Origin of the sequence: Streptomyces neyagawaensis, from assembly GCF_023516595.1 — a bacterium.
Lineage (GTDB): Bacteria > Actinomycetota > Actinomycetes > Streptomycetales > Streptomycetaceae > Streptomyces > Streptomyces neyagawaensis.
In genome coordinates this window covers 35,298-48,345 of sequence record NZ_JAMGBG010000084.1, presented here as the reverse complement: position 1 = coordinate 48,345, position 13,048 = coordinate 35,298, and the positions used below count along the sequence as shown (strand labels likewise).

Annotated in this window: 9 protein-coding genes; 8 read left to right on the top strand and 1 reads right to left on the bottom strand. The window is 70.8% G+C overall.

Annotated features, from left to right (window positions below; all coding sequences use genetic code 11):
- Nucleotides 1-86 precede the first annotated feature (86 nt).
- Nucleotides 87-1,712, top strand: coding sequence for a serine hydrolase domain-containing protein (locus M8J73_RS30360; protein ID WP_240501737.1), 1,626 nt, complete (start codon nucleotides 87-89; stop codon nucleotides 1,710-1,712).
- Nucleotides 1,713-1,789: 77 nt separating this feature from the next.
- On the opposite strand, the gene M8J73_RS30355 is transcribed toward M8J73_RS30360, so the two are convergent.
- Nucleotides 1,790-3,067, bottom strand: coding sequence for an acyltransferase family protein (locus tag M8J73_RS30355; protein WP_157873366.1), 1,278 nt, complete (start codon nucleotides 3,065-3,067; stop codon nucleotides 1,790-1,792).
- A 316-nt stretch (nucleotides 3,068-3,383) separates the two neighbouring features.
- Here M8J73_RS30355 and M8J73_RS30350 point away from each other — a divergent pair, with 316 nt between their 5' ends.
- From M8J73_RS30350 to M8J73_RS30320, 7 genes are all read left to right on the top strand, one after another.
- Nucleotides 3,384-5,618: an MMPL family transporter gene (locus M8J73_RS30350; RefSeq protein WP_249829309.1), complete on the top strand. Its 2,235-nt coding sequence runs from the start codon at nucleotides 3,384-3,386 to the stop codon at nucleotides 5,616-5,618.
- A gap of 152 nt (nucleotides 5,619-5,770) precedes the next feature.
- Nucleotides 5,771-7,519, top strand: coding sequence for a fatty acyl-AMP ligase (locus tag M8J73_RS30345; RefSeq protein WP_249829308.1), 1,749 nt, complete (start codon nucleotides 5,771-5,773; stop codon nucleotides 7,517-7,519).
- 181 nt (nucleotides 7,520-7,700) lie between these two features.
- Nucleotides 7,701-9,083, top strand: coding sequence for a NarK family nitrate/nitrite MFS transporter (locus tag M8J73_RS30340; RefSeq protein WP_055542443.1), 1,383 nt, complete (start codon nucleotides 7,701-7,703; stop codon nucleotides 9,081-9,083).
- 136 nt (nucleotides 9,084-9,219) lie between these two features.
- Nucleotides 9,220-10,377, top strand: coding sequence for a uroporphyrinogen-III synthase (locus M8J73_RS30335; RefSeq protein WP_055542442.1), 1,158 nt, complete (start codon nucleotides 9,220-9,222; stop codon nucleotides 10,375-10,377).
- Nucleotides 10,378-10,716: 339 nt separating this feature from the next.
- A complete protein-coding gene (locus M8J73_RS30330; RefSeq protein WP_249829307.1) occupies nucleotides 10,717-11,301 on the top strand; it encodes a CGNR zinc finger domain-containing protein in 585 nt (194 codons plus the stop codon).
- 321 nt (nucleotides 11,302-11,622) lie between these two features.
- A complete protein-coding gene (locus tag M8J73_RS30325; RefSeq protein WP_079049401.1) occupies nucleotides 11,623-12,198 on the top strand; it encodes a sigma-70 family RNA polymerase sigma factor in 576 nt (191 codons plus the stop codon).
- A gap of 41 nt (nucleotides 12,199-12,239) precedes the next feature.
- Nucleotides 12,240-13,013 (top strand): zf-HC2 domain-containing protein, encoded by a 774-nt coding sequence (locus M8J73_RS30320; protein ID WP_055537786.1) that lies wholly within the window; start codon nucleotides 12,240-12,242, stop codon nucleotides 13,011-13,013.
- The last annotated feature ends 35 nt before the right edge of the window (nucleotides 13,014-13,048 follow it).

The window sequence follows — 13,048 nt, the reverse complement described above, 5'->3', positions numbered from 1 at the left end:
TGCGCACTCCGTACAGTGTTCATCACGCCGCACAACGTGTGGTCGGGGCAAGGCCATCGGTATCCCAACCCTCCAAAGGACACGCCATGTCGAAGAAGGCGCAGCAGGGCTCGAAGTGGAACGACCTCCGCACCTGGAGGGCGACCGGCAGCTGGGAGGCCAGCGACAGCTGGGGGCTGACCGGCACCTGGCGGATGGAGGGCGCCTCCGGCTCCTGGGACGCCACGCAGGACACCTTCGGCAGGCCGCATCCGGCGCCCGAGCCCGCGGCGGCCCCCGTGACCACCACCGAGGCCCCGGCCGCCGTCGCCGACGTGATCGAGCTGGCCACCGGCCGCCGCGTCGATCTCGGCCACTGGCAGCGCCGCCTCGACGAACTGCGCGAGGAGCACGACGTGCCCGGCGCGACCCTCGCCTTCGTGGTCGACGACGAGGTGCAGGAGCTGGCCAGCGGCGTCCTCAACCGGCAGACCGGCGTGGAGGCCACCACCGACTCCGTCTTCCAGCTCGGCTCGATCGCCAAGGTCTACACGGCCGCCCTGATCATGCAGCTCGTCGAGTCCGGCGACCTCGACCTGGACGCGCCCGTCGTCTCCGTGCTCCCGGAGTTCGCCACCATCGACCCCGAGGCCACCAAGGTCATCACCAGCCGGATGCTGCTGTCCCACACCAGCGGCCTGACCTGCGACTTCCACCTCGACACCGGGCGCGGTGACGACAGCCTCGCCAAGTACGTCGAGGCCGCCAAGGGCGTGGCGATGGACTGCCCGCCGGGCACGGCCGTGTCGTACAGCGGCATCGGGTACGTGGTGCTCGGCCGCATCGTCGAGGTGCTGACCGGCACGACCTGGGACCAGGCGCTCAAGGACCGGCTGCTCACCCCGCTCGGCCTCACCCACACCATGACGCTCCCCGAGGAGGTCCTGCCGTTCCGCGCGGCGATGGGACATCTCGCCGGGCCGGACGGTGAGCAGACGCTCGCCCCGGCCTGGGACCTGATGCCGCGCGCCGCCGGCCCCGCCGCCCGCGTCTGCGCCACCGCCGGTGACCTCGTCCGCTTCGCCAAACTGCACCTCGACGGCGGCAGGGCGGCCGACGGCACCCGTGTCCTCGGCCCCGACTCGGTCGCCGCGATGCAGCAGCGCGAGACCGACGTGCCCGACAAGTGGACGGTCAGCGCCGACGGCTGGGGCCTCGGCTGGACCCTCTACGACTGGGACGGCGTGCCCGGCTTCGGCCACGACGGCGCCTCCATCGGCCAGTACGCCTACCTGCGGGTGGTGCCGGGCGCCGGTGTCGCGGTCGCCCTCCTCACCAACGGCGGCGGCTCCCGTCTGCTCTACGCCGACCTCCTGCGCGAACTCCTCGCCGACCTCGCCGACGTGACGATGCCGGCGCCGTTCGCCCCCGCCGAGCAGCCGCCCGCCGTCGACATCACGCCCTGGGCCGGCACCTACAAGCGCGAGGGCGTCCTCATCACCGTCTCCGAGCGGGACGGCAGGCCGCACCTGGTGTACGCCTTCGTCGACGGCATGGCGGGCTACTCCCCGGACCTCGAGATGGAGCTGGTCCCCCTCTCCGACACGGTCTTCGCCGGCGCGGGCGGCGGCGCCTCCTTCGCCGAGGACTGGATGCCGGTGGTCTTCGCCACCCTCGACGACGGCACGAAGTGCGCGTACATCGGCATGCGGGCGGCCCCCAAGACGGCGTGACCGCCCGGGGGTGCCGGGTGGTGACACGCGAGCGCCGGTCCCCCTGTGGGACCGGCGCCCGACGTCGTGACGCACGCTCACACGCGGGCCGTTCGCTTCTCCGGCTCCGCGATCGGCCGGTGCGAGCGGATGCGGAACCGCCTCAGCAGCGGCATCTCGACGAACGTGTACGACAGCCAGCCGGCCAGCACCGACAGCGCCAGTACGAACGGCAGCAGAGCGAAGAACGCCCCCGTCCCGAGCTGCCCGAAGTCACTGTCGAGCAGGTACCAGACGGTGACCTGCATGATGATCAGGTGCCACAGGAACATCCCGCAGGAGTTCCGCCCGAGCCACACGAGCGTCGGCCGGGAGAGCAACCGCTCCGGCCCGCTGCCCTGCGCCAGCAGCAACGGCGCCGCGAGCCCCACCGCGACCACCATGTGGCAGACGTACTTGAGGGCGGCCTCCTCCTTGGTGAGCACGATCGACGCGATGCTGCCCGCCCACTCCGTGTTGGACACGGCGAACGCCACGGCCGCCGCACCCCAGAAGGCCCACGGGTTGTTCCGCACGAACTCCACGAACGCCAGCCGCTGCCCGGTACGGGCCTTCGCGGCGACCAGCGCGAGCAGCATCCCCGCCGCCAGGAACCCGAGGTAACCGCGCAGCCACCACAGTGACGGCGGACCCAGCGGGCTCGACGGGCTGGTGGCGACGAGCCAGGTGAAGTCGGCGACGATCACCGCGGTGAGCAGCGCCCCCGCCAGCTTCAGGCTCTTGGTCGCCTTCAGCGCCCGGTGCAGCACGAACGCCGCCACGGGCAGCGCGATGTAGTAGTGCACCTCGGTGGCGAGGCTCCAGGTCTGCGCCCAGTTGGTCATGCCCGGATCGGTGCGCAGGTCCGCCCAGTTCTGCACGTGCTGCACGGTCAGCAGCCGCAGCGTGCGCCATCCGTCGCCGAGCTGCTCCCGGTTGAACACCAGCAGCGCGGTGACCATGAACAGCCAGTAGGCCGGGAAGATGCGCAGGACGCGGTGCCAGTAGTAGTGCAGCGTGTTCGGCTGCTTGCGGCCGCCGAGCGCGGCGTCGGCCCACGGGCGGTAGAGCAGATAGCCGCTGATGATCAGGAAGATCGGGATCGCCACCAGGAAGCCCGTCATCACCGGGGCGAAGGGCCCCGGCTTGCCGGTCTTGTCGATGAGCGCCCCGGTCCACTGCGCGAGGTGCGCGACGAGCACCATCAGCGTCGCGATCGCTCGCAGGCCGTCCACCGCGGGCTCGAAGGTCCGCTCGGCCCGTACGGGGGACTCCTTGGCGCCGGGCACGGCGCTGACCGGCGGTGCCGGCCGAGGTCTGTCCAGAGAAGTGGTCACGGCGAAGGGCCTCTCGTTCGGTAGGGCGGAGCTGACGTTGGCCGGGACGCTAACAAACCGCTCACGCGGTTTTCCAGATTGGCGAAAAGTGGTCGTTCGCCCTCCGCTCCCGCCATGGACCTCGCCTGAGTGCTCTGGCCTGGCCATCTGCGGTAGAACCCAACTGCCCGAAGGTGGGCGGATGTTCAAGTGTCCGATCCGCGCACTCCTCTGAAATGACCAAACCGCTCAAGCGGTTTGTTAAGGTGGCTGAGTTTTCGGAGTTTCGGAGTTTCCGACCCCCCACCCAGCGAACCCGACGGGAGTCCCCTTCGCCGTGGCTACGTTCCTCTACAAACTGGGCCGACTCGCCTTCCGACGGCGAGGCCGGACAACACTGTTGTGGCTGCTGATCCTGGTCGGCGTGGGCTATGCCGCCTCCGCCGCGCCCGCGCCGCCCGCCGACACCTTCTCGATGCCGGGCACCGAGTCACAGAAGGCCTTCGACCTGCTCAAGGAGCGCTTCCCGGACGCGAGCGCGGACGGCGCCACCGCCCGCGTGGTCGTCCGCGCCCCCGAGGGCAAGGTCTCCGACCCCGCCCAGAAGGCCAAGGTCGAGCAGCTCCTCGCCGACCTCGCCAAGGCGCCCCTGGTCAAGGGCGTCGCCGACCCCTACCAGGCGGGAGCCGTCAGCAAGGACGGCACCACCGCCTACGCGACCGTCCTCTACGAGGTCGCCGCCACCGAGCTGACCGACAAGGCGAAGGACGCCCTCACCGAGGCCACGGCCGACGCCCGCAAGAGCGGACTGACCGTCGAGGCGGGCGGTGACGCCGTCGCCGTGGAGGCCGCCAAGAACAACGCCGAGTCCCTCGGCATCCTGGTCTCCGCCGTCGTCCTGCTGCTGACCTTCGGCTCGATGGTCGCCGCCGGCATGTCCCTGCTGACCGCCGTCATCGGTGTCGGCGTCGGCATCTGCGGCATCACGGCTCTCGGCTCCACCCTCGGCCTGTCCAGCACGACCTCCACCCTGGCCCTGATGATCGGCCTGGCCGTCGGCATCGACTACGCCCTGTTCATCATCTCCCGCTACCGCTCCGAGATGCTGGAGGGCCGGGACCGCGAGGAGGCCGCCGGACGCGCCATCGGTACCGCGGGATCCGCCGTCGTCTTCGCGGGCCTGACCGTCATCGTCGCCCTCGCCGGCCTCGCCGTCGTCAACATCCCGATGCTCACCAAGATGGGTCTCGCCGCGGCCGGCACGGTCGCCGTCGCCGTGCTCATCGCCATCACCTTCGTCCCGGCGCTCCTCGGCTACGCCCCCTTCAAGTCGCTGCCCCGCCGCGAGCGCAAGAAGATCTCCGGCAAGCCACTCAGCGCCCGCCAGCAGCGCAAGGCAGCCAAGCGCGCCGCCAAGGCCCGGCCCAACCTCGGCTCCCGCTGGGCCGGCTGGGTGCTGCGCCACCCGGTCGCCGTCCTGCTCCTCGGCGTCATCGGCCTCGGCACCCTCGCCGTTCCGGCGGCGAGCCTGGAGCTGGGGCTGCCCGGCGAGGGCACGATGGCCGAGGACACCACCCAGCGCAAGGCGTACGACATGCTGTCGGACTCCTTCGGCGCCGGCTTCAACGGCCCGCTGCTCCTGACCGTCGAGGCCAAGGACGCCAAGGCCGCCGCCGAGCGCGTCGGCAAGGACCTCGCCGACCGGCCCGGTGTCGCCTCCGTCAGCCCCGCCACCGTCAACAAGGCGGGCGACACGGCGATGGTCAACGTCATCCCGACGACCGGCCCGACCGACGCGAAGACCGAGAAGCTGGTCCACTCCCTGCGCGCCGCCGCAGGCGGATTCGAGAAGGAGATCGGCGCGACCGTCCTGGTCACCGGCCAGACCGCCCTGTTCATCGACTTCTCCGAGACCCTCGACGACGCGATGGTCCCCTACCTGGGCCTCGTCGTCGGACTCGCCTTCGTCCTGCTCGTCCTCGTCTTCCGCTCGGTCCTGGTCCCGCTGAAGGCGGCCCTCGGGTTCCTGCTGTCGGTGACCGCGGCACTCGGCGCCGTCGTGGCCGTCTTCCAGTGGGGCTGGCTCAAGGACGTCTTCGGCATCGACCAGCCCGGACCGATCATGAGCACCATGCCGATCTTCATGATCGGCGTCGTCTTCGGTCTCGCCATGGACTACGAGGTCTTCCTCGTCACCCGGATGCGCGAGGCCTTCGTCCACGGCGAGCACCCCGGCGAGGCGGTCGTCACCGGCTTCCGGCACGGCGGCCGGGTGGTCGCCGCCGCCGCGATCATCATGGCGAGCGTCTTCTCCGGCTTCATCCTCGACGCCAACGACTTCGTCAAGATGATCGGCTTCGGTCTCGCCGTCGCCGTCCTCTTCGACGCCTTCGTCGTCCGGATGGCCATCGTGCCCGCCGTCCTCGCCCTCCTCGGCCGCTCCGCCTGGTGGCTGCCCCGCTGGCTGGACGCCGTCCTGCCCGACATGGACGTCGAGGGCGCCAAGCTCGCCACCGGCCGGCGCGGGGCGGTCCCGCGCCAGCGCCGGCGCGAACCGTCCCTCGTGGACTGACCCACCGCAACGACGGCCCCGTCCGGCGGCTCCCCAGGCCGCCGGGCGGGGCCCCTCTCCCCGCGAACGCCTCGGCCCCCCTCCCGACCCCCACCGTCGCGGTCCCTTCCTGAAGTCGCACCTCATCACGACCGAAGAAAAGGACCATCACCATGGCTCTTGCCGGCACGCTCATCCCGCCCAGCGCCACCTTCGTCACCACGGTGACCGAGGCCCTGCACCTGCGCAGCGTCAGACAGCCCGACGAGATCGCGTACATCCACCTCCGCGAGGGCGAGACCCCCGACGGCTCCCTCACCTACCGACAGCTCGAGACCGACGCCCACACCCGGGCCGCGGCCCTCGCGGCGGCCGGCCTCGAAGCGGGCGACAGCGCCCTGCTCCTGTATCCCTCGGGCCTGGAGTTCATCCGGTCGCTGCTGGGCTGCATGTACGCCCGGGTCGCCGCCGCCCCCGTCCAGGTCCCCACCCGTCGGCGCGGCGTCCAGCGACTGCGCCGGATCGCCGACGACGCGGGCACCACCACCGTCCTCACCACCGCGGCCCTCAAGGCCGACCTGGAGCGGCAGTTCGCCGACCTCCCCGAACTGGCCGGCCTCACCCTCGTCGACACCGAGGCCCTGCCCGCCACCCCCGTCGACTGGAACGGCCCCGCCCCGCTCCCCGACGACATCGCCCTGCTGCAGTACACCTCCGGCTCCACCGGAGACCCCAAGGGCGTGATGGTCTCCCACGCCAACTTCCTCGCCAACGTCTCCGAGACCGAGGACATCTGGCCCACCGGCCGCGACGGCGTCGTCGTGTCCTGGCTGCCCCTCTTCCACGACATGGGCATGCTGTTCGGCGTCCTGCTGCCCCTGTGCTCCGGCATCCCCGCCTACCTCATGGAGCCGGCCGCCTTCATCCGCCGCCCGCTGCGTTGGCTGGAGGCCCTCTCCACCTACCGGGGCACCCACGCCGCCGCACCGAGCTTCGCCTACGAGCTGTGCGTGAGCGCCCTGCGCGACGCCGGGGACGTCGACCTGGACCTCTCCTCGTGGCGGGTCGCGGCGAACGGGGCCGAACCGGTGCGCTGGCGGGCGGTGCGGGACTTCACCGAGACGTTCGCCCCGTACGGGTTCGCCCCCGAGGCCATGACCCCCGGCTACGGTCTGGCCGAGAACACCCTCAAGGCGACGGCGAGCCCCGCGGACCGGCCGCCGACCGTGCTGTGGGTGTCCTCGACGGCTCTCAAGGACGGCCGCCTGGAGATCGTGGGGGAGACGGCGCCCGACGCCCAGCCGCTGGTCGGCTCCGGCTTCCCCTCGGCGACCACCCGTGTCCGCGTGGTCGACCCGGTCACCCGCACCCCCCGCGAACCCGGCCGCCTGGGCGAGATCTGGATCAACGGCCCGTGCGTCGCCCTCGGCTACCGGGAACGCCCGCAGGAGACCCAGGAGGCGTTCGGGGGCCGCGTCGCCGGCGAGAGCGGCGCGGCCTCCTGTCTCCGTACGGGCGACCTGGGCTTCCTCCACGAAGGGGAACTGTTCGTCGCGGGACGCCTGAAGGACGTCATCATCCGCAACGGTCGCAACTTCTACCCCCAGGACATCGAGCTGTCCGCGGAGTCGGCGGTACCGGGGCTGCGGCCGAACTGCGCCGCGGCGTTCTCCGTGGACGACGGGGAGCGGGAACGGCTGGTGGTGGTCGTCGAGACCGACGGAAGGGTCCTCCGCGAGGTCGGGGCGGGCGAGCTGCGCGAACGGGTCGGGGCAGCCGTGCACGACGGACAGCGGCTGCGGGTCGACGAGGTCGTGGTGATACGCAGGGGCGCCCTGCCCCGCACCACCAGCGGGAAGGTCCAGCGCAGGGGCTGCCGCAAGCTCTATCTGGACGGGGCACTGGGGGTTGTGGCTGACTGAGCGGGTCCGCCGCGGGGCCCGGCCGGGTGAGCGCTTTCCTCACCGGCGGGCCCACGGCGGCGTGAGAGCAAAGTTCCCTTGCGGTCACCCGGTGCCACAGCACGGAAACGCGCCCTCCCTACCTTCGGACGCATAAGCCATCCCCCCAGCAAGTCCGAGCCCGGAGAACCGTGGAGGCGTCATGACAGCCCCGAGCACAGCCCCCGCTGCCAGTAGGGGAGGCCGCTGGATCCAGCACTGGGATCCGGAGGACGAGACCTTCTGGAACGAGACCGGCGAGAAGGTCGCCCGCCGCAACCTGATCTTCTCGATCCTCTCCGAGCACATCGGCTTCTCCATCTGGACCGTCTGGTCGGTGATGGTCCTCTTCATGGGCCCCGAGTACGGGCTCACCCCGGCCGACAAGTTCTTCATCGTGTCGATGGCCACCCTGGTCGGCGCCATCGTGCGCGTCCCGTACACCTTCGCGGTGGCGATCTTCGGCGGACGCAACTGGACGGTCGTCTCGGCGAGCCTGCTGCTCATCCCGACCGTCGCCGCCTTCGCGGTGATGGAGCCGGGAACCTCGTTCAACACGTTCCTGATCTGCGCGATGCTCGCCGGCATCGGCGGCGGCAACTTCGCCTCCTCCATGACCAACATCAACGCCTTCTTCCCCCTGAGGAAGAAGGGCTGGGCGCTCGGCCTCAACGCGGGCGGCGGCAACATCGGCGTCCCGGTCGTGCAGCTCGTCGGTCTCGCCGTCATCGGCGCCAGCGGCGGCCCGCGCGTCCTGCTCGGGATCTACATCCCGTTCATCGTCCTCGCCGCGGTCCTCGCCTGGCTCAGGATGGACAACATCGCCGAGCTGAAGAACGACACCGGCGCCGCCAAGGAAGCCGTCAAGGACGCCCACACCTGGATCATGTCCTTCCTCTACATCGGCACCTTCGGCTCCTTCATCGGCTACAGCTTCGCCTTCGGCCTCGTCCTGCAGACCCAGTTCGGCCGTACGCCCCTGCAGTCCGCGTACGTCACCTTCATCGGCCCCCTGCTCGGCTCGCTGATCCGCCCCGTGGGCGGCGCCCTCGCCGACAAGTACGGCGGCGCGAAGATCACGCTGTGGAACTATGTCGCCATGGCCGGCGCCACCGGTGTCATCGTCGTCGCCTCCATGCAGAAGTCGCTGCCGCTGTTCACCGTGGCGTTCATCGCGCTCTTCGTCCTCACCGGAATCGGCAACGGCTCCACCTTCAAGATGATCCCGGGCATCTTCCAGGCCAAGGCCCTCGCCAAGGGGTTGCGGGGAGAGGAGGCCGCGGCCTACGGACGCCGTCTCTCCGGCGCCACCATGGGCATCATCGGCGCGGTGGGCGCGCTCGGCGGCCTCGGGATCAACCTGGCCTTCCGTCAGTCCTTCCTCACGGTCGGCTCCGGCACCGGCGCCTTCGTCAGCTTCCTCGCCTTCTACGGGCTGTGCTTCGCGGTTACCTGGGCCGTATACCTTCGCCGGCCGGCCACCACGACGGTCACGGCGACGGCCGAGACGGAGAAGAAGCCGCAGCTCAGCTACGCCGAGGTGTGACATCACCCATGGCGTGACACGTGCGACGTAACACCAGCGACATCAACCCGAACCGAGCCTGTCACGCAGCGTTGACAGGCTCGTTCGGCATGTAGGTGCCAGAGCCAGGTACTACGACTCGGGCGGGACGAGAACCATGTACGACGAACAGCAGCGACCAGACCACGGCCCCCTGGCGGGGTTCACGGTGGGCGTGACAGCCGCGCGCCGCGCCGACGAACTGGGGGCCCTGCTCCAGCGTCGCGGAGCGTCCGTCCTCCACGCGCCGGCCCTCCGCATCGTGCCGCTCTCCGACGACAGCGAGCTGCTCGCCGCCACCAAGGACCTCCTCGCCCAGGCACCCGACATCGTGGTGGCGACCACCGCCATCGGTTTCCGCGGCTGGATCGAGGCGGCCGACGGCTGGGGCCTCGGCGAGGCCCTCCTGGACCGTCTCCGGGGCGTCGAGGTCCTCGCGCGCGGACCGAAGGTGAAGGGCGCGGTGCGCGCCGCGGGCCTCACCGAGGAGTGGTCCCCCTCCTCCGAATCGATGGCGGAGGTACTGGACCGGCTGCTGGAGCACGGTGTCGAGGGCCGCCGCATCGCCGTCCAGCTCCACGGCGAACCCCTCCCCGGCTTCGTGGAGTCGCTGCGGGCCGCCGGAGCGGAGGTCGTCGGCGTCCCCGTCTACCGCTGGCTGCCGCCGGAGGACCTCACCCCGGTCGACCGCCTCCTCGAAGCGACCGTCGGACGCGGCCTCGACGCCCTCACCTTCACCAGCGCGCCCGCCGCGGCCTCACTGCTGTCCCGCGCCGAGACCAAGGGGCTCCTCCCGGAACTGCTGAACGCCCTCCACCACGACGTCCTCCCCGCCTGCGTCGGCCCGGTGACGGCCCTTCCCCTCCAGGCCCACGGCATCGACACCGTCCAGCCCGAACGGTTCCGCCTCGGCCCCCTCGTCCAACTCCTCTGCCAGGAACTCCCGTCCCGCGCCCGCACCCTGCCCCTCGCCGGTCACCGCGTGGAGATCCGCGGCCACGCGGTCCTGGTCGACGGCGCCCTGCGCCCCGTCCCGCCCGCCGGCATGTCCCTGCTCCGCTCGCTGTGCCGCCGCCCCGGCTGGGTCGTCCCCCGCTCCGAACTCCTCAAGGCCCTCCCCGGCGCGGGCCGCGACGAACACGCCGTGGAGACGGCGATGGCCCGCCTGCGCACGGCGTTGGGAGCGCCGAAGCTCATCCAGACCGTGGTGAAACGGGGGTACCGGCTGGCGCTGGACCCGGCCGCCGACACGAAGTATGGAGCGCCGGGCGCCTGATAGCTCGGGGGTGCGCGGTTCGTTGGCGGGTGCGGGTGGTGTGTGGTTTCTCGCGCCCACGCGGCGGAGCCGCATGTGTCACCGCCCCGCGCCCCTGAAGGCTTGGGCCTGCGGCCCGGCCTTCGTCCCCGCGGCGCGCCGTTGAAAAGCACGGGGCGCGGCCCCGGCCGCTTTTCAGGGGCGGGGGGAACTGCGCGACAAGCCACAACGCACCCGCACCCGCCAACGAACCGCGCACCCCCGAGCTATCAGGCGCCCGGCCAAGTGCGACACGGCACCGTAGCGGGTACGAACACCTGAGCCCCCCCGACGCGGTGACCCCTAGGCGGTGACAGGCCCATGTCCTACACCCCCCGCTTCGACTGCGGCCATCTCTGCCTGGACCTCCTCGCCACCACCCACCCCGAGGAACAACTCACCTCGCCCGCGCACCTGCGCCGTTGGATCACCACAGCCGCCCTCGTCCCCGCGGACACCCCCCTCGACCACATCACCCCCGACTGGCTGCCAGCCTTCCGGGAACTGCGCGGCCACATAGCCGGGTTGGTCCACCCCGCGGCGTCCCCCACCACCCGGCCCGACCCCGACGCGTACGACGCCTCCCTCGCCCGGATCAACGAGCTGGCGAGACCCGCGCCCCCCGCCCCCCGAGCCGTCCGCACGGACACCGGCGTCCTCGCCCGCGCCCTCGCGCACACCCCTGACCGCGCCGCCCTCCTCGCGGTCGTCGCCCGCGACACCGTGGAGTTGCTCACCGACCCCGTCGCCTGCGCGAGCCTGCGCCAGTGCGCCGGCGACAACTGCCCCCTCGTGTACGTCGACACGTCCCGGGGCCGGCGGCGTCGCTGGTGCTCCAGCGAGATCTGCGGCAACCGTGAGCGCGTGGCCCGGCATCGCCGCCGCGCGGCTCTGTCACGCGCGTAGATCGCGTACCTTCCGCCCCACTTCCCCCCGCTTGGCGACGGATTGAGCATCTCCCTTGAGCGGCCTAGCAGTTGGGCAACCGGCCCGCTCACGTAAAGAAGCAGCAGTGCTGTTTTTCACACCGCGAGATCCACATCTTCACAATTCCCGCCCTCCGGCGCACGTTTTGAAGCCGGTTTGGGCGCGCTTGTCCCTCAGGGGTCCCACCAACCCCACGTTTAATCGAGAAAGTTGTGGCTCAACTCTGAACACACAACTGGTTACCTACGTATCCCGATGTGAGCGACCGACTGGGGGAACCCCCGGACACCGGAGGTAGCCGTGCGCAAGGATTCCGCTGTGGCTGATGACCGCCCGCACAGGGCACGACATCGCGCGTCGCAGCCCTCAGAGCCAGACGAGGAGCTGATGCGCGCGCTGTACCGCGAGCACGCTGGACCCTTGCTCGCGTACGTGCTGCGTCTGGTCGCGGGCGACCGTCAGCGCGCCGAGGACGTTGTGCAGGAAACTCTCATCAGGGCCTGGAAGAACGCCGGTCAGCTCAATCGAGCGACCGGATCGGTACGCCCCTGGCTGGTGACGGTCGCACGCCGCATCGTCATCGACGGCCACCGCAGCCGGCAGGCCCGGCCGCAGGAGGTCGACCCGTCGCCGCTGGAGGTCATCCCCGCGGAGGACGAGATCGACAAGGCGTTGTGGCTGATGACACTGTCGGACGCGCTGGACGACCTGACCCCTGCCCACAGGGAAGTCCTGGTCGAGACCTATTTCAAAGGGCGTACGGTCAATGAGGCGGCCGAGACGCTTGGCATCCCCAGTGGAACCGTCCGCTCCCGGGTGTTCTACGCCCTGCGGTCGATGAAGCTGGCTCTGGAGGAGCGCGGGGTGACGGCATGAGCAACATCTACGGGGGGTATGGACCGGGAATGCCCGGGTCTGTGCAAGGAGCCCAAGGTTCCGGCGACAACATCCACGAAACCGTCGGCGCGTACGCCCTCGGGATACTGGACGACGCCGAGGCCACACAATTCGAGGCCCATCTCGCCACGTGCGAGTGGTGCGGTCAGCAGCTCGACGAGCTGGCCGGCATGGAACCCATGCTGGCCGCCCTCGCCGATCTGCCCGCGGCCCAGGGGACACCGGCGATCGGCGAGTCCCTGGCGGCGAAACCGAGCACCAAGCTCTCGGACCGGCTGGTCGGCGAGGTCGTCCAGCACCGGGCCAAGAAGAGCCGGCGCAACTTCTTCATGCTGGCGGCGGGCATCGCCGCGATCGTCGCGGGTCCCACCGCGGTGTTCGCGACGACCGGCGGCGACAGCGGCACGCCGTCGGCCAAACCGGGCGTCGAGAACCAGGCCCAGACCGTGTTCACGGCGATCGACGACAAGGTGCAGCGCACGGACGCCTCCACCAAGGTCAGTGCCACGGTCGCCATGAAGGAGAAGGCCTGGGGCACCCAGGCGGTCCTGGAGCTGAAGAACGTCAAGGGCCCGGAGAAGTGCTCGCTGATCGCCGTCGGCAAGAACGGTGAGCGGGAGACGGTCACTTCCTGGTCCGTCCCGACCTGGGGTTACGGCATCGAGGGCGCCAAGACGGAGCAGGCCAGGAAGCCGCTCTACGTCGAGGGCGGCGCCGCCTTCACCCCGGACGAGATCGACCACTTCGAGGTCCTGACCTTCTCCGGCAAGAAGCTGGTCCAGGTCGAGGCGTAACCGACCGGTGCCCCGCGTCCCCTCGTCTTTCGGGG